Origin of the sequence: Corynebacterium urinipleomorphum (assembly GCF_900155535.1) — a bacterium.
Classification (GTDB): domain Bacteria; phylum Actinomycetota; class Actinomycetes; order Mycobacteriales; family Mycobacteriaceae; genus Corynebacterium; species Corynebacterium urinipleomorphum.
The window spans coordinates 195,439-221,458 of the sequence record NZ_LT706964.1 but is presented as its reverse complement, the minus strand read 5'-3'; the positions used below and the strand labels follow the sequence as shown (position 1 = coordinate 221,458).

Below are 26,020 nucleotides of genomic sequence, written 5' to 3'. Positions count from 1 at the left end.
CAGCCATCTGGTACAGCAGGAATTCCCAGACCGCCAGCAGCCTCCGCCAAGCGGAGGGGCACAATTGGCTACAAAGGAACAAGAAGCACTCGTACCACTAATGGGAGTTCACTCATGACCCTCAGATCCAAAAATCCGGTAACCGCCTGCGCGGCAGCCGTTGTCACGCTTGGAATGGCCGGCGCAGTAACCGCCGCTCCAGCCCACGCGCAGTCATCTCAGTCTTCATCGCATTCTTCATCGCAGCTGGCGCAGCGCTTCGTCGACAACGGAGACCCCATGCGCCCTGTTGCCCCGTACAACGGCACGCTCTACCGGAGTGACCTGCCCCGAGTTGAACCGTCGGGCAAGCCCGGCACCGTTCTGGCCGAAGTACCCCTGGACCCGAACGTCGGGCTCCCCACTGCCGCCGAGCAGTACCGCATCGCGTACACGACCACCGATAAACTGGGAAAGCCAGCAGTCGCCACCGCCGCCGTTTTCCTGCCCCGTGGCGAGCGCCCGGACAGCGGCTGGCCAGTCGTCGCCTGGACCCACGGAACAGTCGGACTGGGCGATGAGTGCGCCCCGTCCATCAACCCGCGCATTCCACGGGACGTGGAGTACCTGGGCAGGTGGCTCGATCTCGGATACGCGATCGTCGCGCCGGACTACGTCGGCCTGGACACCCCCGGGCTCCACAGCTACCTCAACGGCAAGCAGTCTGCGGTTGAATCCGTCGACTCCGTGGCCGCACTGCACAACATGAAGGCCAGCAAAGACAAGAACGGACCGGTCCTGGACAAGAAATGGGCGGTCATCGGTCAATCTCAGGGCGGAGGCGTCGCCCTACACGTCGCCCACCGCGCAACCGAGCTCAGCCAGAAACTCGGCCTGGACTACCGCGGTGCGGTGGTGACAGGAGCACCCGCCTACATCGAAGAGTTCATCACCAAGCTCGGCCCGTCCTTCCCGCCAGCTCCGCTGCCCGCCGGAATGCAGGTGTACGGCCTGTACATCCTGGGCGCGGTGCGCGAAGCCTACCCAGACGTCGACTTCGATTCAGCTCTCACCGACGAAGGCCGGCGCATGATCGCCGCGGCGCAGCACAGCTGTTACTACGAAGTCGAAGACGCAGTTCGGAATGTCAATCTCACCCGCGCTTTCACAAAACCGCTTAGCGACGTCCCCGGTGCAGACCGCGCCATCCGAGAATTCATGGCGACCCCTGTCTCGGGTTACGACAAACCGGTGTTCATCGCCCACGGGCTCAAGGATGTCGACATGCCGGCCCCGATCGGCATGGCCCTGAACTCGGACATGTGGATGCGCCAATTCATCGGCGCAGAGAAGAACAGCAAGGTGGAGGTTCGTTGGTACCCGACCGACCATGACGGAACGGTCAATGCCTCGACCCGGCACTCCGTTCCGTTCCTGCAGCAAATCATGCGTTAGCACCGACCCAGATCGTATACCGCGCCAGATCTGGTACCGGCCCGGCACCGCCGGGAACGAGACGAGGCACGGCGATGATGCCGTGCCTCGTTCATTTCATGCCCCGGTACAGCGCCTCAGGCCCGTACCGGGACTCAGGTCACATGGACCGATCGACCGTGGTCATTTTCTCCGCGGCAACCGCATCGGCTGGCGCAGTGATGGGCAGGTCCTTCGCAGCCTTGGCAGTGCGGCTGTAGATGAATGCGACAGCGGCGGCGAAGAGAACCACGCCGATAACACTGGTCCAGGTGTTCTCCTCGAAGATCTCCAGCGGGCTGTCGCCCTGGGCGGCAGCGATGATGCCGGCGTTGACCACACCGAAGAGGGACTCGCCGACAATGAGGCCGGTGGCTCCGAGGGTGCCCATGCGGATCGCGGACTCCGGGTTGCGCTGCTGGGATGCCCAGCGGTTGTAGAAGTGCCCGATAATCGCGCCGAGCGGCACCATCACGGTGACACTGACCGGCAGGTACATACCCATGCCCACTGCAAGCGGCGGCAGGGAATACTTCTTGTCGGTGGTGGCGGTGAGGATCTCGTCCACGATGATGATCGCGGTGCCGATGGCGGCACCCAGGAAGATGAGGTTCCAGTCCAGGGAGTCGTCGAAAATGCCGGTGGCCACGGACGACATGAGAGCGGCCTGCGGCGCGGCCAGCGCATCCGGGCCAGCGCCCTCCATGCCCTGGAAACCGAAGCCGGTGAGCATGAGGTGCAGCACCGGCGGGATGACCACGGACCCGAACAGAACACCGATGACCAGGGCGACCTGCTGCTTCCACGGGGTCGCGCCGACAAGCTGACCCGTCTTCAAGTCCTGCAGGTTGTCGTTGGAAATGGTGGCAATGCCGAAGACGATCGCGGCGGTGAACAGCGTGTACGCCACCAGGGAGGTCGCGTTCGCGTCTGTGCCGGCCATGAACGCGGCGATGACCAGTGCAGAAGAGATCACCGCGATGATGCCCACGGAGGAAATCGGCGAGTTCGACGCACCGATCAAACCGGCCATGTACCCGCAGACGGAGGCGATGACTAGGCCGACGACCAGAATGAAGATCACGGAGATGGCAGTCAGGCCGAAAGCGTGCTCATGGATGTCGGTGCCGCGCTGGAAATCCCACAGCAGGAAGCCGATCGGGAGCATGGACGCCAGAATCACGCCAAGGACGATCGGAAATGGGATATCCCTTTCCGTCACGTCCACTTCCCTGCCGGCGGCACGCTTCCGGGAGCTGGACAGGGAGGCGCTGACACCCTTGACCACGGGGCCAGCGATCTTCACCAGAGTCCACAGTGCTGCGACTGCCATGGTGCCCACGCCGATGAAGCGGATCTCGGAGGCAAAGGTGGTGGAGACGATGTCGGAGAGGTCGGTGACGGAGCCGTCGATAAGCGGTGCCGTGCGCCACGGAAGAAGAATGAAGAAGGAGATGACCACGCCGACGAGCATGGCGATGCCGACGGTCATGCCCACGAGGTGGCCCACGCCGATGAGCGCGAGGGAGAGCGAGCCGCCCAGCATGGTTGCGCCTTTGGCGAATTTGAAGGTGCCCGCGATCTCGCTAGCGGCGGCTTTCATGGCGGCGAGCAGGCCGTAGAACGCGGAAACGATGCCGCCGATGACGATGATGCGCAGACCCTTGACGTTCTCCTCGTTATTAGGATCACCGTCGCCGACGCGCAGCACCTCAGCCGCGGCCACGCCCTCCGGGTACGGCAAGTCCGAGCCCGTGACCAGCGCGCGGCGCAGCGGCACCGAGAACATCACGCCCAGGATGCCGCCGAGCGCGCACACCAGCGCCGTAGTCCAGAAGGGGAAGCCCTGCCAGTAGCCGATCATGACCAGACCCGGCAGGACGAAGATGATCGCGGACAGCGTGCCCGCCGCCGACGCAATCGTCTGCACAATGTTGTTCTCCTTCACATTGTGCCCGGCGAATTTGCGCAGAACAGCCATAGAAATGACCGCCGCGGGGATGGACGTAGCAAACGTCAGGCCCACCTTGAGCCCCAGGTAGACGTTCGCCGCGGTGAACACAAGCGTGATCAGACCGCCGATGATGATGCCGCGGAGAGTGAGCTCGCGCAGCTCCGTCCGGTTATCCATTTTCAACCTTTCTCATGGGGTATCGGCAAAAATGTTACTTCCTGCGGTAACCCAGCCCCAACCAAGGATTCGCCGCCTGTCCGCACGCTGGTACGTTCGAGCTCATGAGCACTTTTGAACCGAACCGCGAACGGATCTTCAACGACCTTTCCGCACTCGTGTCCTTCAACTCGCCCCATTCTGTGCCGGAGCTCGCCGACCAGCACGCGGGTGCCGCCGACTGGGTGGCTAGCGCGCTCGCCGAGCGCGGCCTCGAGGTGGAGCGCCACGCCACGGTGGACAACGCCGACGCGATCATTGCGCGCAAGCACGTCAGCGACGACGCCCCGACGGTCCTCCTTTACTCCCACTACGACGTCGTTCCCGCCGGCGACCCGGCCGCCTGGACCGCCGACCCGTTCACCCTCACCGAGCGCGACGGCCGCTGGTACGGCCGCGGCGCCGCCGATTGCAAGGGCAACGTAGCCATGCACCTTGAAGCACTCAGGCTTATCGACGCCGCCGGCGGCACCGACGCTAACCTCGTCGTCCTCGTCNCGTGGGGGGGGGGGCACGGGTGCTCCTGCCCCTTATACACATCTAGATGGGTATAAGAGACGGGTCCCCCTTTACCCCCACTACGACGTCGTTCCCGCCGGCGACCCGGCCGCCTGGACCGCCGACCCGTTCACCCTCACCGAGCGCGACGGCCGCTGGTACGGCCGCGGCGCCGCCGATTGCAAGGGCAACGTAGCCATGCACCTTGAAGCACTCAGGCTTATCGACGCCGCCGGCGGCACCGACGCTAACCTCGTCGTCCTCGTCGAAGGCTCCGAAGAACTCGGCGGCGGTGGCCTGGAAAAGCTGATCGAGGAGAAGCCGGAACTGTTCAAGGCCGACATCATTCTCATCGCCGACTCCGGCAATGTGGCCGTGGGCACCCCGACCCTGACCACCGCGCTGCGCGGCGGCGCCCAGCTCAAGGTGACGGTGGAGACCCTCCGCGGCGCCATCCACTCCGGCACCTTCGGCGGCCCGGCCCCAGACCCGGTCGCCGCTCTGATCCGCACGCTCGATTCGCTTCGGGACGCCTCCGGCCGCACCACCATCGACGGCCTCGACGACGCCCTGACCGCCACCTGGCCCGGCGAGCCCTACACCGCCGACGCGTTCCGTCAGGACGCCGGTGTTCTCGACGGCGTCTCGCTCATGGGCGATATCGATAACGGCGGCGAGAACGCCTCAGACATGGTCTGGGCCCGCCCCGCCGTGACTGTCATCGGTTTCACCTCAACCCCGGTCACCGAGGCCGTCAACGCCATCATCCCGCGCGCCGAGGCCCAGCTGAACCTCCGCGTCCCCGCCGGCATGGACCCCGCCGCGGCTGCCGAGGCCCTGAAACAGCACATCATCGACCACACCCCGTGGGGCGCCAAGGTGGAGGTGGAGATCTTCGACATCAACCACGGTTTTGCTACCGACCCCTCCCGTCCCGCCATCGCTCTACTCGGCGAGTGTCTCGAGGAGTCCTACAAGGAAGCCCCCGCGTCCGCTGCCCCCTCCGGCGTGCCCAATGACCTGGTCACCGTCGGCTCCGGCGGTTCCATCCCGCTGACCGCGACGCTGCAGAAGCACTTCCCTGACGCGGCCATCGCCATGTACGGCGTGGAAGACAACAACGCCGGCATCCACTCCGTCGACGAGTCGGTGCACCCGTTCGAGATCGAACGCGTCGCCGTCGCCGAGGCCAAGTTCCTGCAGCGCGTCACCTCGCTGTAAAAGTCTCCGCCTTCCCCTTTAGCCCCTCCCCTAGCACCTCGTTTCTCTTTCGGGTGTCGGTGGAGGGGCTTAAGTGTTTGAGGGCCCGTGGATCTAGATGACACTTTCGCCCGGGCCCGGCCCGAAAACGCCTGCTCGGTGTTGCCGCCATGTCATCGAGATCCACGCCGTCGTGGTGGGTGCATCTTCGCGCTAGGCGGTTCCGCGTTGCACGCGCCCCTTTGAATTTTTGGGGATTGATCCTGCACTCTGAACAGTGCCAATGCCCATGCCCCGGGAGACCGGGCGAACTATTTTTCCGGAGTGTGTTGCGCGTCACCTGACGGCAGGTTAATGTGTGTGGCATGCGTAAGCCGATTCTTCTACGAGCCCTAGTACTCAAGGTGGTACTACAGGCCACCGACCCCAACGCGGAGTAACCGACTCCCCGCGGCGTGGGGCAGTGGTCGTTAGCCACCCAGTACAGCGAGTCAGTACTCACCCCACACACTCCGCGAAACGTAGAAGGACACCGACGTGTTTTCCACCTCGACTCAGACCACGGCTCACTCCACCTCCACCACCGGTTCGACTGAATTCACCGATTCCGCCGAATTCACCCGCACCAACACGCCACAGCAGGCTCAGGCATTCGGGACTCAGCAGAACCAGATCACTGAGCGCGACCCCTTCCAGATCCGCTTCGATTCTGAGCGCCGCCTGCCACGCGAGCTGCGCGAGGAGGCAATGGGCATGAGCTGGTCGCTGTTCAGCGCCACCTACGCACCGACGCCGACGGTCAAGTTCTCCGGCATCGAGTCCCGCCGTGAGCACTGGTGCTACACCACCTACTCTGCTGACTTGATCCGCACCTCGAAGACGTCTGCGCCGCAGACCACCCACCACGAGGTCACCGCCTCCGGCCCGGCGCACGCCTTCAGCGCGATGCTGGCTGAGGAAGGCCGCCACGTCGAGATCCTCGAGTTCCACCAGTTTCAGCTGCACGAGGCCACTTTCACCGCCATCAAGGTCGCGCACCAGATCAACGAGCGCCGCACCGCTTGGGCTGTCGGATTCGGTGCGGCGAGCGAGTCCTCCATCGCCGCTGCGATGGCTTCCGGCGCGCAGCGCATCTACGGCTAATCGGCTCCGGTCGCCTCTGCCCGCCGGCTGCCAAGCCACATGCCCAGCCGAATGCAATTAGCAGCTCGACTCCGCACGAATAGAGCTAAATATGTAGACTGCAAACGTTGGCCGCGCCAGCGATGACGCGCCTTTTTGATTTGGTTATACGTAGTTTTCCCAAGTCGGCAGGGTGTTTTCTCGCCTGCGCGCTGCTGGCCCGTGTTCCTTGCGGCCGGGCCGGCGCAATCATTGACTCTGCTGGCTGCACGTCGGACGCACCGTCGGAAGCGTGGCCGGACACGAACTTGGGAGGGCCGTGACACCGTGATCACCTTGCTCTTGGCGCTCATTGCCGCCACCGCAGCGGCACCTGTACTGCTCCGCACAATGGGCAGGCCCGGGTTCGGCGTACTGGCGCTCGTGCCGGGGGCGGGCTTCGCGTGGCTGGTCTACCACTTCGCCAACGGAACATTCAGGGGCGGCGGCGAGATTCTCGCGGCGTATCCGTGGATGCCCGGGGCGCACCTGAACATCGAGTTCCGGCTCGACGCGTATTCGGGACTGTTCAGCCTGATCATCCTGGGTGTCGGGGCACTGGTGCTGCTGTACTGCTGGGGGTATTTCGATTCCAACCCGCGGCGCCTGAGCATTTTCGGGGCGGAGCTGACCATGTTCGCCATGGCCATGTACGGGCTGGTCATCTCCGACAACTTCCTGATGATGTACATCTTCTGGGAGATCACCTCGGTGCTTTCGTTCCTGCTGGTCTCCTACTACGGGGAAAGGGCGTCCTCACGCCGCGCGGCGAACCAAGCGCTGTTGGTCACCACATTCGGCGGGTTGGCCATGCTGGTGGGCATCATCCTCTTCGGCACCCAGACGGGCGTGTGGAAGTTCTCGGAACTCTCCGGGGTGCAGGAACTGGACCAGGTCACGGGAATCACCGCGGCCGTGGTGCTCATCCTGCTCGGTGCGCTGACCAAGTCGGCGCAGGCGCCCTTCCACTTCTGGCTGCCCGGCGCGATGGCGGCCCCGACACCCGTGTCGGCGTACCTGCACTCCGCCGCCATGGTGAAGGCAGGGGTGTATTTGGTGGGGCGGTTGGCGCCGGATTTTGCGTCGATAAGCGCGTGGCACGTCGTTGTTCTGCCGGTGGGCGTGTTCACGATGCTGCTGGGCGGCTGGATGGCGCTGAAGCAGCGCGACCTGAAGCTGATCCTCGCGTACGGCACGGTCTCGCAGCTGGGGTTCATGACTGCGGTGGTGGGCATCGGCTCGCGCGAGGCGGCGATGGCCGGTCTGGCGCTGGTGTTCGCGCACTCGCTGTTCAAGGCGGCGCTGTTCATGATCGTCGGTGCGATCGACCACACGTTGGGCACGCGCGATATCCGCGAGCTGTCCGGGCTGGGGCGCAAGGAGCCGCTGGTGGCTGTGCTGGCCACGATAGCGGCGGCATCGATGGCGGGCATCCCTCCGCTGTGGGGCTTCGTGGCCAAGGAAGCGGTGCTTGAGGCGACGCTGCACGAGGAGATGCTGGTGGGCATGCCGCGCCACATGCTGCTCGTCGGCTTCGTGCTCGGCTCGATCCTCACCATGGCGTACTCCCTGTACTTCCTGTGGGGTGCGTTCGCGCGCAAGTCAGAGGACGATGTGCGCAAAGAGCTTGTCGACGGCACATCTCCCGCCGTCCGCGACATGGAGCCCATCGAATTTTTGCAGTGGGCCCCCGCTGCACTCCTGGTGCTGCTCACTGTGATCTTCGGCTTCGTCCCGGCGCCATTGTCGCACCTGTTCAACCAGTACCTGAACGTCCGCTTCCCCGACGCGGAGCGCCAGGACTTGGAGCTGTGGCACGGCATCACCATCCCGCTGGGTTTGAGCGTGGTGATCATCGCCACCGGTGCCATCATGTTCTGGCAGCGCGAGCTGGTGAAGAAGGCGCAGTTCGAGCGACCCGCCCTGGGCGATGCGAATGCGCTGTGGGACAACATTTTGAAGGTGCTGCGGAAGGCGTCGCTACGCCTGACGGCATCCACGCAGCGCGGTTCGTTGACTATCAACCTCGCGGTGATCTTCAGCGTGCTCATGGTTGTGCCGCTCGGCGCCCTGATTTTCGGCGACGGCGCGATGACCAACATGATCCTGTGGGACAACCCGTGGCAGGGCATGACGGTGCTGGTGATGGTCGGCTGCGCTGTCGCCGCGACCGTAATCCGCAACCGTCTCTCCCTGGTGATCCTGGCCGGCCTGACGGGCTATGCTTCGGCCCTCATCTTCGCGCTGCACGGCGCGCCCGACCTGGCGCTGACGCAGGTGCTGGTGGAGACGCTGGTCATGGTCGTGTTCATGCTGGTCCTGCGCAAGCTGCCCACGGAAGTGGACAAGAAGGACGCGGACGTGCGCATGCGCGCGTGGCTGTCGGTGGGCACGGGCCTGTCAGTCGTGGTTGTCGCCATGGCCGCGATGTCCGCGCGGATCCACGAGCCGATCTCCACCCTCATGCCGCAGCTGGCCTACGAGATCGGGCACGGCCGCAACACGGTCAACGTCCTGCTCGTGGACCTGCGCGCGGGCGACACGCTCGGCGAGATCTCCGTGCTGGTCATTGCCGCGACCGGCGTGGCCAGCCTGATCTACCGCACCGAGTCCTTCTCCCGCGAATCGCGCCGCCCGACGCTGTCCACGCGCCGCCCGCGCTGGCTCGCAGCGGGTGTGGAGGGCGAGAAGGCCCAGAACCGCTCGATCATGGTCGACGTGGTCACCCGCCTGCTCTTCCCCGCGATGGTCCTGCTGTCGGCGTACTTCTTCTTCTCCGGCCACAACGCCCCTGGCGGCGGTTTCGCCGGCGGCCTGGTCATGGGGTTGGCTCTCACACTGCGTTACCTCGCCGGCGGCCGCGAGGAGCTCGAGGAAGCGCTGCCGGTCGATCCGTCGAAGCTGCTCGGCACGGGTCTGCTGCTCTCCGGCGCGGCCGCGGTCATCCCGATGTTCCTGGGCTACCCGCCGCTGACAAGCGGCTACATTGAGCCGGAGCTGCCACTCATCGGCCCCGTCACAGTTCCCTCGGCACTGCTTTTCGACGCCGGCGTATACACCATCGTCGTCGGCCTGGTCATGCACATTCTCACCTCCCTCGGCGGCCAGATCGACCGCGAGGAGGACGAACGTAAGGAGCGCGCACGCGACCGCGCCCGCGCTCTGCAGCGCAAGAACGAGGAGCGCAAGCGTGCCCGGGAGGAGCACGCGCAGCGAAGGGAGCAACGGCGCGTGGATAAGCTCGCGCAGGCTGAACGTGGAATTTCAACAACTCGGACTGGGGAGGTGCAGTAATGGAAGCGAATCTGTTCCTGCTCATTGCGTCCGGCGTGCTCATCGCCGCAGGTGTGTACCTGATGCTGGACCGCGCGATGACGCGGATGCTGCTTGGCGTGATGCTCATCGGTAACGGTGCCAACCTGCTGCTGCTCCAGTCGGGCGGGCAAGCTGGCGCACCGCCGATTCTGGACCGCAATTCCGTGGCCACCGAGCAGACCGCGGATCCGTTGGCACAGGCGATGATTCTCACCGCGATTGTCATCTCGATGGCGATGGTGTCCTTCATCCTCGCGCTGTTGTACAGGCAGTACCGCTACCGCACCGACGACGTGATCGAGCACGACGCGGAGGACCAGGCCATTGCCGCGCGTCCGGCCACCCCGTCCGCGGCGCCGGATGCGGACGCGTCCGACGACCCGGAGACCGGCCGTCTGCGCAGCGGCGGCGACGCATTCGGCCCGCGTTCCTTCGAAGAGCCGGTGAAGGAGGTCGACGATGACTAACCCCACGTTCACCGACCCGACGTTCTACGAGGCATACGTCGATCTGCTGTTGCCGGCGATGCCGTACCTGATCCCGCTGCCGGTCTTGCTGCCTGCGTTGGCCGCCGCGCTGATCCTGCTGGCGGGCAAGCACCGCACCCTGCAGCGCAGCATCGCGTTCTTCACATTCTTGGCCTTGGCGGTGATCGCGGCGTCCATGATTCTGGCGGCGGACATTTCCGGTATCCAGACACTGCAGCTGGGTGGATGGGACGCGCCGATTGGCATCACGTTCGTGGCTGACCGCCTTTCCAGCATCATGCTGTTTGTCTCGGCGATCGTGCTGTTCTGTGTCATGTGGTTCGCCATCAGCCAGGGTATCCGCGACGGCAACGAGAACGACCCGGTGGAGGTCTTCCTGCCCATCTACATGTTGTTGTCCATGGGCGTGAACCTGTCCTTCCTGGCTGGCGACCTGTTCAACCTGTACGTGGGGTTTGAGATCTTCCTCGTCGCTTCGTACATCTTGCTTACCATGGGTGCGTCCCCGCAGCGCGTGCGCGCGGGCATCGGTTACGTGATGGTGTCCATGGCGTCCTCGATGATCTTCCTGTTCGCCTTGGGGTTGGTCTACGCGTCTGTGGGCACCGTGAACATGGCACAGGCCGGCATGCGTTTGGAGGAGATCCCCGAGGGCACGCGCACCGCGATCTTTGCCACGCTGCTCGTGGCCTTCGGCATCAAGGCGGCGATCTTCCCGCTCGACGCGTGGCTGCCGGACTCCTACCCCACCGCTGCGTCCCTGGTCACCGCCGTGTTCGCAGGTCTTTTGACCAAGGTCGGCGTCTACTCCATCATCCGCGTGCGGGTCACGCTCTTCCCCGACGGCCCCTTAAGCCACCTGCTCATGTGGGTCGCGCTGGCCACCATGATCGTGGGTGTGATGGGAGCCTTGGCGCAAAACGACATCAAGCGACTGCTCTCCTTCACCCTGGTCAGCCACATCGGCTACATGATCTTCGGTATCGCGCTGGGCACCGCCCACGGCCTGTCCGGCGCGATCTTCTACGCCGTCCACCACATTCTGGTGCAGACATCCCTGTTCCTGGTGGTCAGCCTCATCGAGCGCCAAATGGGATCCCCGCAACTGCGCCGCCTGGGCTCGCTGCTGTACACCGCACCCGTGATCGCCCTGCTGTACTTCATCCCGGCGATCAACCTGGGCGGCATCCCGCCGTTCTCCGGCTTCATCGGCAAAGTCCTGCTCATCCAGGCGGGTGCGGAGGAAGGCTCCTGGCTGTCCTGGGTCCTCATCGTCGGCGCCGTGGTCACCTCGCTGCTCACCCTGTACGCGATGATGATCGTCTGGTCCAAGGCATTCCTCCGCGACCGCTCCGACGCCCCCGAAGGCAACGTTGTCTCCGTCCGCGTCAGCCCGCTCGGCGATGTCTCCGACACTGTCGCACTCGAGGACAGCGACGACGCCGGCCGCGTCCCCGCTGGCATGGTTGCCTCCACCGCCACTCTCGTCGCCGCGTCCGTGGCCATCACGTTCCTCGCTGGCCCCATCTCCGCGATCACCGGCCGCGCCGCCGACTCCGCGCTGGACACAGACCTCTACCGCACCGCCGTCCTGGGTACCGACTGGTCGAACCCGTCGCGCACGCTCGACGGGCACACGCTTGACGACGACTCCGATGCCCTTCCCAACCGCATCCGCGAAATCGAGGAGCCCAGCGCCGGCGTGACCACCGTGCCCGTGCCCGACCCCGCCGTCGACGCCGGCGACGAGCCCGCCGGAGCGGATCCTGCTGGATCTGATCCTGCTGATCCCGCTGCCCCAGTTGACTCCGAGGAGGCGAACCAATGAGCCCCACACCCCGCCGCACATTCGGCCATCACATCTCCGACCGCTTCCGCCCCTGGTTCATCTTCTGGCTGACGGTGATGTGGATCCTGCTCATGGGCGAACTCACCTGGGCCAACGTGTTCGGGGGCCTCGCTTTGGGTGTGGCCATCACCCTCCTGCTCCCGCTACCGAAACTCCCTACCGGCGGCGTGAGTGTCGACCTGCCCAAACTGTTCGTGTTCCTCATCCGGTGGGTCGGCGAGTTGATGGTCGCGGCGGTCCAAGTGTCGTGGCTGGCAATCCGTCCGGCGGACCCGCCGAAGAGCGCCATCTTCACAGTCCCGATGCGACTCAACTCCGAGCTGGCACTGTACTTTGCCACCTGCGCGTACAACCTTCAGCCCGGCGGCTGTGTCACCGATATCGACCTGGCTAACCGCACGTGGACCATCCACGTTCTGTCCGCCGGGACGCAGAAGGATGTGGAGAAGGCGCTGGCGGACGTCGATAAGCTTGAGCGCTCGATGATCGCTATTTTTGAAAAGAGAAAGGCCCACAAGAATGGATGACGCGATCTACAACTCCGTGCTTGCGGTGGCGGCGGCGCTGCTGGTCATCGGCTTTTTCATCACGACGTGGCGGCTGGTGATCGGCCCGAACTCGCTCGACCGCGTCGTGGCCATGGACGGCATTGTCGCTTCCATCCAGTGCGCGCTGGCCACCTACATCTGCTGGACGCTGGACACCACCGTGGTCAACGCGATGTTCGTGGTGGCCATGCTGGGCTTCATCGGCTCCCTGTCCGTCGCCCGCTTCCGCAAGAGGGACGGTGCACTCTAATGGCCTTCACCTGGGAATACATTTCCGACGTCCTGTCGCTCATCTTCATCGTCATCGGCGCGCTGCAGGTCTTCTTCGCGTCCGTGGGCATCGCGCGCTTCACCACCACGCTGTCCCGCATCCACGCCGTGACCAAACCTCAGACCGTCGGCCTGATCATGGTCATCCTCGGCGTGATCTTCCGCCTCACCAGCTCCGAGCACTTCGATGTCGGCCAGCGCGGCGACGTGGGCATGCTCTTCCTGCTCGTCCTCTTCGCGCTGATGACCAACCCCGTCACCGCGCAGCGACTCGGCCGCGTCTCCCGCCGCGAGGGCCTCTACGGCGACGAGGACGACATCGCCATCAACGAGCACCCCGGCGACCTACACCGGAGCACGCAGATTTAGGCGCTCGGGTTAGGCGCTCGGGCTTAGGTGCCCGGGCTTAGGCGCTCGGATGCCCGGCGCGGAGCTCCGCCACCGCCTGATCCACCGCTCCGTGCCAGTCGCCCGTCCGCTCGTACACGGCGCGTTGACGCTGGTAGGCGGCACCATTTTCCACGATCTTGTTCACCAAGTTCAGCTCCTCAACACAGCCGAGACGCTTAGCGACGCCCCCCAGCTCCCCCACCATGTCCCTCAACTCATCCGTGACCAAGCGCTCGTCTGTGTCCCGGCTGGTGATCACCTCGGCCTCGAGACCGTAGCGGGCACCGCGCCACTTATTTTCCGCCACGTGCCACGGCTGGAGGGTGGGGAGTTCCTCGCCGCGGTCGATCATTTCGTCGTAATGCACGACGAGGCAGTGTGTCAGCGCAACCACAGCCGCGAGCTCCTCGAGGTTCGTAGCGGCATCCGAAATCCGCACCTCGATGGTGCCCCATTTGGCGGCGGGGCGGACGTCGAAATGCATGCTGCCCGTGTGCGACGTGACGCCGGACGTGGTCTGGTCGCGCATGAACTGTACCCACTCCTGCCAGCTGCCGAACTGGTACGGCATACCCGCGGTGGGTAGCTGCTGGTAGAGCATGGTGCGGTTCGACGCGTAGCCGGTGTCCAGGCCTTCCCACGCCGGACTCGAGGCCGAGATAGCCAGAAGGTGCGGGTACTTGGTCATCACCGCGTTGATGATCGGCCACACACGGTCCTCGTGACGGATGCCAACGTGCACGTGCGTGCCCCACAGAAGCATCTGCTGCCCCCAGTACTGGGTGCGGTTGATGATCTCCTTGTACGTCGGCTTATCCCCCACCGGCTGTGTGCGGAAGTCCGCGAACGGGTGACCGCCGCCCGCCCACAGCTGCAGGTTCTTCTCGTCGGCGACCTGCTGGATCTTGTCCTTCGTCTCCTTCAGGTACGACATCGCCTCTGCGGTGTTCGCGCACACCGGCGTGACCAGCTCGATGGTGTTTTTCAGAAACTCCTTTTCCAGGTGCGTCTCCGGCCACCGCTGCTCCACCGCCTCGATGACCTCCGCCGCGTACGGCACCAAGTCCCGGGTCTCCGGGTCGACGAGAGCGATCTCCCACTCCACACCCAGGCTCGGGCCCTCCGAACGGGCGAAATCCCGGAACGGATCCATCACTGCCTGGACTGCCTGGTTTGCTGGCTGAGTCATTACTTCTGAATACGGCATGGACCGCCCCCGCGCAAATTACTGCGGGAACGGTCCATGGTTTAGTTTCAGCGTCTTTTCCAACGCCTCGCAACTTCGCGCCGAAGCTAGAGGGTGACCTCCCGGTTCTCCGCCAGCACCAGCGTCAAGGAACCGGGCTTCTTGGCTTCGTCGGGGATGCGGTCGTCGATAGGCACGGCGACGCCGCCGACCTTGTCCGCCAGCTCGCGCGCACGGTCCTCCGCGCCCGGGGTGTTCTTATCGAAGAGCACGGTGTTCTCCCCGAACGTGACCACCTCGCCCGGGATGTTGCCGACCTCGCCGACATTCATCCCCTTGCCCTTCGCCTGCGTGGCCACCTGGTCCGCGAAGCCAGTGATCGCCGAGTTGTTGTACACGTTCACGGTCATGTTCTCGCGCGTCATCGGCGCATTGGCACCCGCCGGGGCCGCACCGTTGCCCTGGTTCTGCGCGTTCGGATCGTTCGGGTTCTGGCCCTGCCCCTGCTGACCCGCTGCGTTCGGGTCGTTGGCGTTCTGGCCCTGCTGGCCTGCCGCGTTCGGGTCGTTCGGGTTCTGGCTCTGGGCCTGCCCCTGGCCGCTCTGCTCGTTTTGGCCTTGCGCGTTCGGGTCATTCGGGTTCTGCGCGTTCGGGTTGTTCGGATCCTGCGCCGACTGGTTGGCGGGATCGTTCGCGGCCTGATCGTCGGCACCACCCCTGGTCATCGCGTACACGCCCCACAGTGCGAGCAACAGCGCAACGGCAATGAGGATCATGGCCAGACCGCGCTTGGGTACGCCGCCCGCGGCGGCAGCGGTGCTGGAGCTGCCGGCCCCTGCCGCAGCGCCCGCCGCCGGGGCTGCGGACGTGGTTGCGGCAGCAGCGGGGACACCGGCTGCGACGGCGCGGTCGTCCTCATCCTCGTAGTACGGCTCGTAGTCCCGTTCATAGTCGGCGTCCACCTCGGCGTCGACGTAATCGGGCTCGACGCCCTCGGCATAGTTGCCGGCATAGTTGGCGTTCGCGTAACCGGCACCGGCAGTGCCTGCCGCAGTTACGGCATGGCCTGTCTCGTTGTAGTCGGAGTAATCGTCGTAATCGTCATAATCCGCGTACTCGACCTCTTCCGGTTCGAGGACCTCCTCAACCCGGTGGTGCTTGCCGCGCGAAGCTGGCTCGGTCCGAGCGTAATCGGCGTCGGCGTGGGTGTCGTAGTACTCCTCGAGAGCCTCGTCGAAAGAGCCGTCGCCAGCAGTTTCGTAGTGCTCGGGCGCATGATCCTGCACCAGGTCGTCCGCGAGGTCGTCGCGGTCCTGCAGCAGGTCGTCGCTCCGGTCGCGGCTGAAGAACTTGCGGGAGCCGCCGAAGCGGCCGTTGCGCGGGTCACGGTCACCAGGGTTCACATTAGTCACGGCCGTCACTCTAATGCTCTCAGTTAACTATATTCTTTGCGACGCGCCGAGAAACCCCGACCGCACCCTAACTATGCGCTGCATAGTTCCTGCGGTTTCTGCAGCTGGCACTGCAGACGGGGTGGCAGTAGTCGATCCATCAACCAAGCACCTCGGGCCGCCCGGTCAACACGGCAGCCGCTGTTTGGGCATCAAAACCAGACGGCGGGCAGCTGGGACCAAAATTGCGAACGGTAACAAATGAACGGTAACCCCCGCCTGTTACGTATGCTGTTCCGCACATACCAGCCCCCGAAAGAGCATTGTTGCCGTTCGATAGTTACCGATCGCCTTTTTGGGGTGGCGCACCGCCTTCATCGGGGCACGAACACAAGGCCGGCTCGGGGCGACGGGTCCCAAAGTTGGGTCAAACCGAGGATGTTAACCCTAAAAGTTAGTTTCCCCAGGAACCCGCAATAGGCCCCCGAAAGCCCACCTGGGGAAACTAACGTTTGGGGTTGACATCCTGGGCGAATTCCTGGGCGAATCCCGGCGAATTGAGCCAGCTAGCCCCCGATCACCCGCTGCTCCCGGATGCGCTGCAGACGGCGGACGAGTTGGGGGCGGGCGGCGAGGGCGGAGGGGTCGTCGATAAGCGAATTGAGCTTTTGGTAGTAGCGGAAGGGCGATATGCCCAGCTCAGCACGGATGGCGTCTTCGCGGGCACCGAGGCTGCGGGGGGCGCGGCCAGCGAAGTCGAGAATAGCCAAGTCAGACGGGTCCACACGCGAAACTATACTGAACCGCATGATCCGACCGATTGTGATTTACGGCGACCCAGTCCTGCACACCCCGACGGAACCGGTGACGGAGCCGGTGGAGGAGCTGCAGGAGCTCATCGCCGATATGCACGAGACGATGGATGCCGCGAACGGGGTGGGCCTGGCGGCGAATCAGATCGGTGTGAACAAACGGCTGTTCGTCTACCACTGCCCGGACGGGGACACGATGCGCCGGGGCACGGTGATCAACCCGGTGCTGGAGACGTCCGAGATCCCGAAGACGATGCCGAAGGATGACGGCGACGACGAGGAAGGCTGCCTTTCCGCACCCGGCGAGTCCTTCCCCACCGGCCGCGCGGACTGGGCGAAGGTGACGGGCCTGGACGAGAACGGCGACGAGATCGAGGTCGAGGGCACCGGTTTCTTCGCGCGCTGCCTGCAGCACGAGGTCGGGCACCTGGACGGCTATGTTTACCTGGACGTTCTCACGGGCCGCTACAAGCGCGAGGCGAAGCGCGCGATCAAGCGCAACGGATGGGACCACGCGGGCAACACGTGGATGCCCGGTGAAGATCCGGACCCGTTCGGCCACTAGTGTCGTCCCCATTCCGCTCCGAGCCAGTCCAACCCGGTGACCGCGTGGTGGTGCGCCGCCGGTACGGCAACCACGCGACGGACGTCATCGGCCACGTGGTCACGCTTGAGCCGCTGGTGGTCCGCCCGCAGAAGGTCGGCGGCATGCCGTCGGACGCGGAGGCGATCCGCATCGACGAGCCGCTCATCGTCCGCCGCCTCAGCCCGCGCCGCATCCGCAACAGCGACATCCGCGCTGTCGAGACCGCCACGGCCCGCGCGTTCCCCGGCCAGGAGCACGAGCTTATCGACGCCTGGCTTGCCCGCTCCGGCTCCTCCATCACCGAACGCTCCAACAGCGCCACCCCCATCGGCCACTCCGCGAGCCTGCAGCCGGTCCCGATCGACCGCATCGCCGAGTTCTACCGCTCCCGCGGGATGCCGGTGCAGTTGTTGATTCCAGAGCGCATCGGCAAACCAGCCCTCCACCTAGTGGAACGCAACCCCGATAAGTGGGAGCTGGGCCCGGAGATCATCACCATGACCCGCTCGCTCGGGGATCTCGGCGATCTCTGTGACCTTGGCGACCTCCCGGACCGCCCCGCGCCCGAAAACCCCTTCACCTTCCGCGTCGATGCCGCACCCGACGACGACTGGCTGGCCATGTACCACTTCCGTGGCCAGCCGCTACCTCCGGAAGCGCTCGCGGAGCTGGCGGAGGAGATCGACGGGGAGCTGGGCTTCGGCCGGCTGCTCGCAGAAACGGGCGAGCAGACCGGCGAGAACCCGGGCCGCACCGTGGCCATCACCCGCGGCACCATCACCTCCTCCGACGACGGCCGTGTGTGGCTGGGCTACTCGGCGGTGGAGGTGGCGCCGGACTACCGCAGGCAGGGCCTGGGTACGGAGCTGGGCTGGCAGATGCTGCACTGGGGGGCATCGCGTGGCGCGACGGACGCGTACCTGCAGGTACTGGCCAGCAATGACGCGGGGATCGGGCTGTACGACAAGCTCGGGTTTGTCGAGCACCACCGCCACCGGTATGCCACTCTCGCAGATTTCGAAGAGGACTCAAAAGAAGACTCCGAAGACTGAAGCGCCAAGGGTGATCTAGGGTAGAGCGCATGCGGATTGCCTCGTGGAACATCAACTCGGTGCGCACGCGCGTCGACCGTGCCGTCGCGTTTTTGGAGCGCAACGACGTGGACGTTCTGGCCATGCAGGAAACGAAGTGTTCGGACGATAAATTCCCGTACTCGGCGTTCGAGGCGGCAGGCTACGAGGTCGCCCACGTCGGGTACCACCAGTGGAACGGTGTCGCGCTGATCTCGCGCGTGGGCCTGGACAACGTCAGGGACCACTTCCCCAACCAGCCCGGCTTCCACAAAGACCCGGACGAGCCCCAGAAGCGCGAGGCCCGCGCAGTGGGAGCGACGTGTGGCGGCGTGGACATCTGGAGCCTGTACATCCCCAACGGCCGCGAGATCGGCGACCGGCACTACGACTACAAGCTGGAGTTCCTGTGGCGTCTCGCCGAAGCTGTGGAGCCGGGGACCCCGCAGGTCTTCTGCGGCGACTACAACATCGCGCCCACCGACAAAGACGTGTGGAACCGCGCGTTCTTCGAAGGCAAGACTCACGTGACGGAGCCGGAGCGCGCGGCCTTTGACAACCTCCTCGAATCCGGGCTCGCCCCCGTGAAACACGAGGACCCGTACTCATACTGGGACTACAAGGCCATGCGCTTTCAAAAGAATGAAGGCATGCTCATCGATTTCCAGTTGACGGGGCTTGAGGGGAAGGGGTTCGTCGATAAGCATGAGCGCGAAGGCAAGGGCGCTTCCGACCACGCACCCGTCGTCGCGGACTACGACGTGACGCGCGTGCTTATCGACGACGTCCGATGATCCCCGACATTTCCACCTGGCAACTGATCCTGATGATCGTGGATTACACGATCAAATTCGCCGTGATCGGTGTCATCCCCGAAAACCGCAAGCCATCCAGCGCGAACGCGTGGCTGCTGGTCATCCTCCTGATCCCGTTTCTGGGCTTGCCGCTGTACTTCTTCTTCGGCTCCACGTACCTCTCGCGGCGCCGCCACCGCATCCAAAAAGAAGCGGTCGACGAGATCAACGACGTCCACGCTGGCTTCCCCGACGTGCCCGACGGCGCGCCTTTGAGCCGCGACATCACATCCATGGCGCATCTGAACCGCACGCTCACCGGCTTCCCGGCACTCGAAGGGCACGCGAAAGCGCTGTGGAGCGACTACCAGAAGACGATGCTGCGCATCGCCGAGCTTATCGACGCCGCCACCTCCTACGTCCACATCGAAATCTACGCCCAAGCCTGGGACACCACGACAGCCCCCGTGTTTGAGGCAATGGAGCGCGCCGTCGCCCGCGGCGTGGATGTCCGCGTGCTTTTCGACCACATCGGCTCCCAGAAATACCCCGGCTTCCGCAAATTCAAACGCAAGCTCACCGCCGCCGGAATACAGTGGCACCTCATGCTGCCACTGCTCCCCTTGCAGTGGCGCTTCCGCCGGCCCGACCTGCGCAACCACCGCAAACTCATCGTCATCGACGACCGCGTGGCCATGATGGGCTCATTCAACCTCATCGACCGCTCCTACCTGATGCGCAGCCACGTGAAGAAGGGCCGCCAGTGGGTCGACTCCTTCGTCGAACTCACCGGCCCCATCGTCGCATCGCTGGAGTCCGTGTTCGCCGTGGACTGGTACACCGAATCCGACGAAGTCATCGACATCACCCCGCCCCACGACAGCGACCCGGAAGCCGACGACCAGAACGTCCTCCAGCTCATCCCCTCCGGCCCCGGCTACACCACCGAGCCGAACCTGCGGATGTTCAACACCCTCATCCACCACGCGCGCGAACGTTTGATCCTGTGTTCGCCCTACTTCGTGCCCGACGATTCCATGCTCGAGGCCATCACCACCGCCTGCTACCGCGGTGTCCGCGTCGACCTGCTGGTCGGCGAGAAAGCCGACCAGTTCATGGTCCAGCACGCCCAATCCGCCTACTACCAGCAGCTTCTCGAGGCCGGCGTGCACATCTGGCAGTTCCCCGCCCCCTACGTCCTGCACTCCAAGTTCGCCATCGCCGACCCCGCCGCGTGGTCCGCTTTTTCTTCCCCTGAGGGCTCCCCTGTTTCCGAGTCCTCCCCTGTTTCCAGGTCTTCCCCGGCTGCTGCAGCTTCTGCCGCTGAGATGCACGAGATCGCCATGATGGGCAGCTCGAACATGGACATGCGCTCGTTTTCACTCAACTACGAGAACAGTCTGTTCGTCCTAGACGGCCCCCTCATCAACGAGCTGTGCGACCTCGCCGCTGCTTACCTCTCTGTCTCCCATGAGCTCACCCTCGAGCAATGGAGCCAGCGTTCCTGGGTCCGCCGCTACATCGACAACGTGCTGAAGCTGACCTCCGCTCTGCAGTAATCGCCGACTCTGGTTACCAGAAAACAGTTGGGGCCGGACCAACCGGTGAACGATTCACACCGCATCACATGCATATTTTCTCATAAAAGCAGGTCATCACGTTTTGCCCGTTAGACGTCACTCCAAGAACAGTCGAATCGTTCACCAGCCAATGTCAGCCTTGAGAAAATCGACATCGCTTATCTGCGGCTGATTCCATTTCCCCAGTTCAGAAGTCTCCTTTTCACTGGAGAGAGGGAGCACGAAGGGTCAGGGAGGTTTAGGCGTCGCGGCGCTCCAAGAGCAGCAGGCCGATGCCGTAGAGCACGACCGCCCACACAGCAAAAAGGCCGAAGGAGGCCCAAAGGGAGAGGGGCTCGCTGACACCGGGCTCAACACCCGGGTTCTTGAAGTTCTGCATGAAGAACGTCAGGTTGGTGAACGGCGCGTAGGTCTGGATCTCGCGGCCGATGCGCGGGATCAGCGCGAGGGAGGGCTCGAGAACCAGCTGCCAACCAAGGTACAGAGCAATAGCACCAGCAGTTGCGCGGACAATCCAGCCAATGCCCTGGGCGAACATCACAGCGACGAAGGTCGCGAGGGGGATGGCCCACAGCGAACGGGAGACGAACGGATTGTCCGTCCACTCGATCGGGTTCGCAGCCACGAGGTCACCGATGGCGAAACACAGGAGGATGGTGACAAACGAGAACACCGCCGCGTACAGGCCGTAAACCAGGAGCTTCGCCAGAGCCACTTGCCAGCGCTTTGGAGTCAACGAGAAGTTCGTGGAATTCACTTTGAAGCGGTATTCGGTGGTGACCACCATGATGGCCTGGATGATCAGTGTCATCAGACCGAAGGAGCTGAAACCGGCCACGGCCATGGCGCCTCCGTACGTGGGAAAGTCCGGGTTATCCAGGGCCGCGATGAGGATCGTGGAGCCGAGGGAGAACACCAGGGCGAGAGCAGACGTCCACCAGAAGGAGCTGGTGGTGCGGAGTTTCGTCCATTCAGAAAGCATTGTATTAAGCACGGTGATCTCCCGTCATGGAATCGAAGGAACCGGAAGCGGGGGCAGCGCCGGGAACCGGGGCGGGACCTGCGGGGGCAGAGCCAGCAGCAGGCGCGGCACCAGGTGCGGGTGCAGGAACGGAGCCAGCAGGTGCGGCACCGGACGGCAGGCCGGTCTGGTACTCGACGGCGCCTTCGGTACGGCGGATGTAGGCGTCTTCGAGGGAGGCGCGGCGCTCCGAAAGCTCGGTGAGCATGACGCCGGTGGAAAACGCGAGGGCGCCGACGTCTTCGGAGGAGCGGTTGGGAATCTCCAGGACGGGGCGGCCGTCGGGGTCGCTGGTACGGGTGAACTCGACGCCTTCAGAACCCAGGGCGGACGCGAACTGGTCCAGGTGCGGGGTACGCACGATGGTGGTGACGGCGGAGTTCTGCTTGATGAAGTCGTGGACGGAACCGGAGGCGACGAGGCGGCCTTTGCCGATGACCACGAGGCGGTCGGCGGTTTGCGCCATCTCGGCGAGCAGGTGCGAGGACACCAGCACGGTGCGGCCTTCGGAGGCGAAGCGGCGCAGCAGCTCACGGACCCAGCGGATGCCTTCGGGGTCGAGGCCATTGACGGGCTCGTCAAGAATCAGGTACTCGGGGTCGCCGAGCATTGCGGCGGCGATGCCGAGGCGCTGGCCCATACCGAGCGAGAACCCGCCAGCTTTCTTGTTGGCCACGGAGGTGAGACCGACGAGGTCGAGAACCTCGTCCACGCGCGAGGCTTCGATACCGGAGGCCTGTGCCTGCCACAGCAGCGCGTTGCGGGCGGAACGGTTCGGGTGGATCGCCTTGGCGTCCAGCAGCGCGCCGACCTTGCGCAGGGGGTTGTGGAGGGAGCGGTAGGGTGAGCCGTCGATAAGCGCGGTGCCCGCGGTGGGCGTGTCCAGGCCGAGGATCATGCGCATCGTCGTTGATTTGCCCGCGCCGTTTGGCCCGAGGAAGCCGGTGACCACGCCAGGCTCGACCTGGAACGAGAGGTCGTCGACCGCCCGGACCTGGCCATATTGTTTGGTCAGGTGTGAAACGTCAATCATGCGCTTCAGCGTGCCACAAAAGCACGCTTAACGACGACTCAAACCCCCGGTGCAGCTCATACTCCCTGATTCTGTCCAGGGGAACCCACAGAAGCTCCATAGATTCCTCGTTGGGCTCGAGCGCGATGGGCTGGCCTGTGGTGGTGTGCGCCATGACAGTGGTGTAGGTCCAACCAGGTGCTTCACCGGCCGTGACCAGCTCTTTTTCCACCTCGACGAGCGAGGTGTCGATACCGCACTCCTCCACCGTCTCCCGCAGCGCCGCCTCCACCGCTGTCTCGTGCGAATCGCGCGCGCCGCCGGGCAGTGCCCACGTCCCACCGTCCGCAACCCAGTGCGCACGGTGCTGGAGCAGCACCGTGTCCCCGGCACGCAGGAACAGCCCTGCCGCACCGTACTTTCCCCACACGCGCTTGCCGCCGGGGCCGTCGACCCACCCGTTGCCGTCACCTTCCATGCGCACCAGTCTAACGGCCGCGTGAACCACCGCGGTCGGGCGGACGAAAACACCGCGGAACAGGAACAGCGCGAGCCCGGTGCACATGCGAACTCGCCCAGGAGTGTTCAGGTGGTGCGCTATTCTGGGGCAATGACGCGGGCACAGGGGCAGGACAAGGCGGCAGCAGCCACCGACCCTGTGCGCGCCGCCCACGAGGGCCCTAGCACCGGCAGCACCGGAGCGACCACCGCGGAAGTAGGCATCCCGCCCGCGCAAAGCGGCAGCACCCGCGTGAAACTGCCGCGCTTCACGCCGCGGAAGTCGAAGGCCCGGCCAGAGGTAGTGGAGAGCGAAGACGCGTGGCTCGACCTGCTGGAGGAAACACCTCCGCAGAAGGGCCTCCGGGGAATCAGGAATTGGTTCGCTGATTCTCTGGGCGGCACGGGCCGTTGGGTGGGGGATGCGTGGGGGTTTGTGAGGACGACCGTCGGCAAGCTTCTGCTTATGTTGCTGGCGCTGTCGATCGTGCTGTTCGCTGGCGCGTGGGCGGCGTCGCAGGCGGGTGCGAACCGTCAGGCGGGGCTGCAGACCCTGTTGAATGCCACGGAGCCGATGAGCAATTCGGCGCACACGCTGTACACGAGCATGAGTCAGGCGGACACGTTGGCTACGACGTCGTTTGTGCAGCCTGGACTGCAGACGGCGGAGTCCCACCGCGAGTACCTGGACGCAGTCGATGCGGCTGTGGTCGCGGCAGATGAGGTCTTGCGCGGCAGTGTGGAAACGCGCGCGGACGACACGGAGAAAGTCCAGGACCTCGTGCGCGAAATTCAGCGGCTGATCCCGCAGTACACCGGGCTGATGGAGCGCGCGCAGGCGAATCAACGCGTGGGCAACCCGCTGGGAGTCGCGTACATGTCTCAGGCGAGTTCGCTGATGCACGAGACGATGCTGATCAAAGCGGAGGTGATCCTGGACATCACGCGCGGCCAGGTGGAGGACGAGATGAATCGTCTTTCCCGCCCGCAGCTCATGCCGCTGTCGGGGCTGTTGGCGGCGCTACTCGCGCTCGGCGCCGCTCAGTGGGCGTTGTGGCGCATGTTCCGCCGGCGCCTGAACAAGGGTTTCCTCGCGGCGACAGCACTCACCCTTGCGGCGATCGTGTGGCTCGGCGCATCCAATATCGCGGCGTGGAACGCGGGACGCGACGATTTCGCCAGCGTGGCGGGCCCATATGAGCAGCTCACCACCGCCCGCACGGCTGCGCAGGAAATGCGCACGGCGGAGACGATCACGCTGCTCAACCGCAACACGCAACGCACGAACAGATCCATGAACGACACGTCTGCGCAGGTCGCGCACGCACTCGATGCGATCCAGAACGACGCGAACACGGACGAGGTCGACACCGCGCGTGAGGCGCTCGCCGCCTGGCGCAGCGCTCACACGAGCATGATGAACGCGCTCCAGACCGGCCAGTACGACCGCGCCGTGACGCTTGCCGCTGACAGCGAAGACAGATCGGAGGAGTCAACTGCGACGACATTCGCGGTTCTGGACGATTCCCTCGCCCACCTCATCTCCTCCTCCCGCCTCGAGCAACGCGGCCACATCCATGAGACCCTGGGCACCACCCGCGGCGTGTCCACTGGCATCATGACCCTGATGCTGCTGGCCATCGTGATGGTGTTCGTCGGCGCCCGCCCCCGAATCCAGGAGTATGTGTAATGGCACGCCCCGCTTATCGACGTCTCGTTGCCACCACCGCCTCCGCCCTGTTCTTGGCCGCCTGCGCACCCACCCCTCCCCCGCCGCAGGAGCCGGAGAGCGACCATGTCACCCACGACGAGCTGCTCCCGCCCGGCGCGCAGGTGGATTCTCCGGGCGAGGACCCCGGCGAGACCGCAGAGGACCCTGACTGGCCCGGTTCCCTGCGCCCGGTGAATGAGCCTGCGGAGGAGCTCGTCCCGGACATCCACAAACGCGGCCGGATCATCGTGGGTGTGGACCAGTCCCAGTACCTGCTGAGTTTCCGCGACAACGCCACCGGCGAGCTCAAAGGCTTCGAGGTGGACTTAGCCCGGGAGATCGCCCGCGACATCTTCGGCGACCCGGAAAAAGTGGACTTCCGTTTCATCGACTCCACGATGCGCACTGAGGCGATCGTTTCCGGGCAGGTGGACATTGTGGTGCGCACTATGTCCATCACCAAGAAGCGCCTCGACGCGATCGACTTCTCCGCCCCTTACCTGGATTCCAGTGTGCGCATGCTCGTGCCCACTGCGTCGGGCATCCAGTCCACAGGCGACATCACCGACGAGCGCATTTGCGTTGCCGACGGCTCCAACGTCGTGGACATGGCGCGCCGCACCTTCCCCAACCAGGAGATTCTGCGCACCCGCACCTGGACCGACTGTCTGATGGCCATGCAGCAGTTCCAGACCGGCGCCATCTTGGGCGACGAGACCATTCTCGCCGGCGCCGCCGCCCAAGACCCACTGACCACCGTCACCGGTGAAGCTGTTGCGAACCAGCAGTATTCCGTGGGCATACCCAAGGGGTACGACGGCCTGACCCGCCAAGTGAACTCCACCCTGGAGCGCATCCGCCGCGACGGCACCTGGGACGCTATGTTCAACCGCTGGCTCAACCCGCACATCGCCGCCCGCACAGCCCCCTCGCCCGTCTACCGTCCCGACGAACCCGAAACGCGCGCTGTGGAAGGAGATCAGCCGTGACCGATCCCAAGCGCACAGACCTCCCGGAC

22 protein-coding genes and 1 pseudogene are annotated in these 26,020 nt (G+C 64.7%); 16 read left to right on the top strand and 7 right to left on the bottom strand.

Annotation, left to right across the window (positions count from 1 at the left end):
• Positions 1-114 precede the first annotated feature (114 nt).
• Complete coding sequence (locus tag CZ338_RS06455) at positions 115-1,434, top strand: lipase family protein (protein WP_235839479.1); 1,320 nt, start codon at positions 115-117, stop codon at positions 1,432-1,434.
• Positions 1,435-1,573: 139 nt separating this feature from the next.
• On the opposite strand, the gene CZ338_RS06450 is transcribed toward CZ338_RS06455, so the two are convergent.
• Positions 1,574-3,583: an OPT family oligopeptide transporter gene (locus tag CZ338_RS06450; RefSeq protein WP_087117457.1), complete on the bottom strand. Its 2,010-nt coding sequence runs from the start codon at positions 3,581-3,583 to the stop codon at positions 1,574-1,576.
• 104 nt (positions 3,584-3,687) lie between these two features.
• Here CZ338_RS06450 and CZ338_RS06445 point away from each other — a divergent pair, with 104 nt between their 5' ends.
• The 9 genes and pseudogenes from CZ338_RS06445 (at position 3,688) to mnhG (ending at position 13,320) form a co-directional block, all read left to right on the top strand.
• Positions 3,688-4,176: a M20/M25/M40 family metallo-hydrolase gene (locus CZ338_RS06445; RefSeq protein ID WP_087117456.1), complete on the top strand. Its 489-nt coding sequence runs from the start codon at positions 3,688-3,690 to the stop codon at positions 4,174-4,176.
• 7 nt (positions 4,177-4,183) lie between these two features.
• A pseudogene (locus tag CZ338_RS06440) lies at positions 4,184-5,341 on the top strand (M20/M25/M40 family metallo-hydrolase); the annotation flags it as partial.
• Between the two features lie 516 nt (positions 5,342-5,857).
• Positions 5,858-6,463 carry an acetyl-CoA acetyltransferase gene (locus CZ338_RS06435; protein ID WP_235839478.1) on the top strand — a complete coding sequence of 202 codons (606 nt, stop codon included), beginning with the start codon at positions 5,858-5,860 and terminating at the stop codon, positions 6,461-6,463.
• A gap of 306 nt (positions 6,464-6,769) precedes the next feature.
• The gene (locus tag CZ338_RS06430) at positions 6,770-9,775 is read left to right on the top strand and encodes a Na+/H+ antiporter subunit A (RefSeq protein WP_087117454.1); all 3,006 of its coding nucleotides are present in this window, start codon (positions 6,770-6,772) and stop codon (positions 9,773-9,775) included.
• Entirely contained in the window at positions 9,775-10,263 is a 489-nt protein-coding gene (locus CZ338_RS06425) for a Na(+)/H(+) antiporter subunit C (protein WP_087117453.1), read from the top strand. The genes CZ338_RS06430 and CZ338_RS06425 overlap by 1 nt, the downstream gene beginning before the upstream one ends.
• On the top strand, positions 10,256-12,112 hold the full coding sequence (locus CZ338_RS06420) for a Na+/H+ antiporter subunit D (RefSeq protein WP_087117452.1): 1,857 nt from the start codon (positions 10,256-10,258) through the stop codon (positions 12,110-12,112). The genes CZ338_RS06425 and CZ338_RS06420 overlap by 8 nt, the downstream gene beginning before the upstream one ends.
• Positions 12,109-12,660, top strand: coding sequence for a Na+/H+ antiporter subunit E (locus tag CZ338_RS06415; RefSeq protein WP_087117451.1), 552 nt, complete (start codon positions 12,109-12,111; stop codon positions 12,658-12,660). Before CZ338_RS06420 ends, CZ338_RS06415 begins: the two co-directional genes overlap by 4 nt.
• Entirely contained in the window at positions 12,653-12,931 is a 279-nt protein-coding gene (locus tag CZ338_RS06410) for a monovalent cation/H+ antiporter complex subunit F (protein ID WP_087117450.1), read from the top strand. Before CZ338_RS06415 ends, CZ338_RS06410 begins: the two co-directional genes overlap by 8 nt.
• Entirely contained in the window at positions 12,931-13,320 is a 390-nt protein-coding gene (gene mnhG / locus CZ338_RS06405) for a monovalent cation/H(+) antiporter subunit G (RefSeq protein WP_087117449.1), read from the top strand. Before CZ338_RS06410 ends, mnhG begins: the two co-directional genes overlap by 1 nt.
• A 37-nt stretch (positions 13,321-13,357) precedes the next feature.
• Here mnhG and CZ338_RS06400 read toward each other — a convergent pair whose 3' ends face one another.
• From CZ338_RS06400 to CZ338_RS06390, 3 genes are all read right to left on the bottom strand, one after another.
• Complete coding sequence (locus CZ338_RS06400) at positions 13,358-14,494, bottom strand: glutamate--cysteine ligase (protein WP_087117574.1); 1,137 nt, start codon at positions 14,492-14,494, stop codon at positions 13,358-13,360.
• 140 nt (positions 14,495-14,634) lie between these two features.
• A complete protein-coding gene (locus CZ338_RS06395; protein ID WP_087117448.1) occupies positions 14,635-15,939 on the bottom strand; it encodes a LytR C-terminal domain-containing protein in 1,305 nt (434 codons plus the stop codon).
• A 545-nt stretch (positions 15,940-16,484) separates the two neighbouring features.
• The gene (locus tag CZ338_RS06390) at positions 16,485-16,703 is read right to left on the bottom strand and encodes a DUF3263 domain-containing protein (RefSeq protein WP_407919363.1); all 219 of its coding nucleotides are present in this window, start codon (positions 16,701-16,703) and stop codon (positions 16,485-16,487) included.
• A 22-nt stretch (positions 16,704-16,725) separates the two neighbouring features.
• On the opposite strand from CZ338_RS06390, the gene CZ338_RS06385 reads away from it, so the two are divergent.
• From CZ338_RS06385 to CZ338_RS06370, 4 genes are read left to right on the top strand one after another with little or no spacing between them, the layout of a single operon-like run.
• Entirely contained in the window at positions 16,726-17,295 is a 570-nt protein-coding gene (locus CZ338_RS06385) for a peptide deformylase (RefSeq protein WP_087117446.1), read from the top strand.
• Positions 17,295-18,368, top strand: coding sequence for an N-acetylglutamate synthase, CG3035 family (locus CZ338_RS06380; RefSeq protein WP_087117445.1), 1,074 nt, complete (start codon positions 17,295-17,297; stop codon positions 18,366-18,368). The genes CZ338_RS06385 and CZ338_RS06380 overlap by 1 nt, the downstream gene beginning before the upstream one ends.
• A 29-nt stretch (positions 18,369-18,397) precedes the next feature.
• Complete coding sequence (locus CZ338_RS06375) at positions 18,398-19,180, top strand: exodeoxyribonuclease III (RefSeq protein ID WP_087117444.1); 783 nt, start codon at positions 18,398-18,400, stop codon at positions 19,178-19,180.
• On the top strand, positions 19,177-20,739 hold the full coding sequence (locus tag CZ338_RS06370; protein ID WP_087117443.1) for a phospholipase D-like domain-containing protein: 1,563 nt from the start codon (positions 19,177-19,179) through the stop codon (positions 20,737-20,739). Before CZ338_RS06375 ends, CZ338_RS06370 begins: the two co-directional genes overlap by 4 nt.
• Positions 20,740-20,998: 259 nt before the next feature.
• On the opposite strand, the gene CZ338_RS06365 is transcribed toward CZ338_RS06370, so the two are convergent.
• The 3 genes from CZ338_RS06365 to CZ338_RS06355 are packed head-to-tail and all read right to left on the bottom strand — an operon-like array spanning position 20,999 to position 23,271.
• Positions 20,999-21,754, bottom strand: coding sequence for an ABC transporter permease (locus CZ338_RS06365; protein WP_087117442.1), 756 nt, complete (start codon positions 21,752-21,754; stop codon positions 20,999-21,001).
• On the bottom strand, positions 21,747-22,814 hold the full coding sequence (locus tag CZ338_RS06360) for an ABC transporter ATP-binding protein (RefSeq protein ID WP_087117441.1): 1,068 nt from the start codon (positions 22,812-22,814) through the stop codon (positions 21,747-21,749). The genes CZ338_RS06365 and CZ338_RS06360 overlap by 8 nt, the downstream gene beginning before the upstream one ends.
• Positions 22,807-23,271, bottom strand: coding sequence for an NUDIX domain-containing protein (locus tag CZ338_RS06355; RefSeq protein ID WP_087117573.1), 465 nt, complete (start codon positions 23,269-23,271; stop codon positions 22,807-22,809). The genes CZ338_RS06360 and CZ338_RS06355 overlap by 8 nt, the downstream gene beginning before the upstream one ends.
• A 132-nt stretch (positions 23,272-23,403) precedes the next feature.
• On the opposite strand from CZ338_RS06355, the gene CZ338_RS06350 reads away from it, so the two are divergent.
• The gene (locus tag CZ338_RS06350; RefSeq protein ID WP_087117440.1) at positions 23,404-24,981 is read left to right on the top strand and encodes an MCP four helix bundle domain-containing protein; all 1,578 of its coding nucleotides are present in this window, start codon (positions 23,404-23,406) and stop codon (positions 24,979-24,981) included.
• On the top strand, positions 24,981-25,991 hold the full coding sequence (locus CZ338_RS06345; protein ID WP_087117439.1) for a glutamate ABC transporter substrate-binding protein: 1,011 nt from the start codon (positions 24,981-24,983) through the stop codon (positions 25,989-25,991). Before CZ338_RS06350 ends, CZ338_RS06345 begins: the two co-directional genes overlap by 1 nt.
• The last annotated feature ends 29 nt before the right edge of the window (positions 25,992-26,020 follow it).

Excerpts from the sequence above, each read along its gene's own strand:
- CZ338_RS06455 (WP_235839479.1), top strand. The coding sequence starts at position 115 with ATGACCCTCAGATCCAAAAATCCGGTAACCGCCTGCGCGGCAGCCGTT.
- CZ338_RS06450 (WP_087117457.1), bottom strand. The coding sequence starts at position 3,583 with ATGGATAACCGGACGGAGCTGCGCGAGCTCACTCTCCGCGGCATCATC.
- CZ338_RS06425 (WP_087117453.1), top strand. The coding sequence starts at position 9,775 with ATGGAAGCGAATCTGTTCCTGCTCATTGCGTCCGGCGTGCTCATCGCC.
- CZ338_RS06420 (WP_087117452.1), top strand. The coding sequence starts at position 10,256 with ATGACTAACCCCACGTTCACCGACCCGACGTTCTACGAGGCATACGTC.
- CZ338_RS06415 (WP_087117451.1), top strand. The coding sequence starts at position 12,109 with ATGAGCCCCACACCCCGCCGCACATTCGGCCATCACATCTCCGACCGC.
- CZ338_RS06410 (WP_087117450.1), top strand. The coding sequence starts at position 12,653 with ATGGATGACGCGATCTACAACTCCGTGCTTGCGGTGGCGGCGGCGCTG.
- mnhG (WP_087117449.1), top strand. The coding sequence starts at position 12,931 with ATGGCCTTCACCTGGGAATACATTTCCGACGTCCTGTCGCTCATCTTC.
- CZ338_RS06400 (WP_087117574.1), bottom strand. The coding sequence starts at position 14,494 with ATGGATCCGTTCCGGGATTTCGCCCGTTCGGAGGGCCCGAGCCTGGGT.
- CZ338_RS06385 (WP_087117446.1), top strand. The coding sequence starts at position 16,726 with ATGATCCGACCGATTGTGATTTACGGCGACCCAGTCCTGCACACCCCG.
- CZ338_RS06375 (WP_087117444.1), top strand. The coding sequence starts at position 18,398 with ATGCGGATTGCCTCGTGGAACATCAACTCGGTGCGCACGCGCGTCGAC.
- CZ338_RS06370 (WP_087117443.1), top strand. The coding sequence starts at position 19,177 with ATGATCCCCGACATTTCCACCTGGCAACTGATCCTGATGATCGTGGAT.
- CZ338_RS06360 (WP_087117441.1), bottom strand. The coding sequence starts at position 22,814 with ATGATTGACGTTTCACACCTGACCAAACAATATGGCCAGGTCCGGGCG.
- CZ338_RS06355 (WP_087117573.1), bottom strand. The coding sequence starts at position 23,271 with ATGGAAGGTGACGGCAACGGGTGGGTCGACGGCCCCGGCGGCAAGCGC.
- CZ338_RS06350 (WP_087117440.1), top strand. The coding sequence starts at position 23,404 with ATGACGCGGGCACAGGGGCAGGACAAGGCGGCAGCAGCCACCGACCCT.
- CZ338_RS06345 (WP_087117439.1), top strand. The coding sequence starts at position 24,981 with ATGGCACGCCCCGCTTATCGACGTCTCGTTGCCACCACCGCCTCCGCC.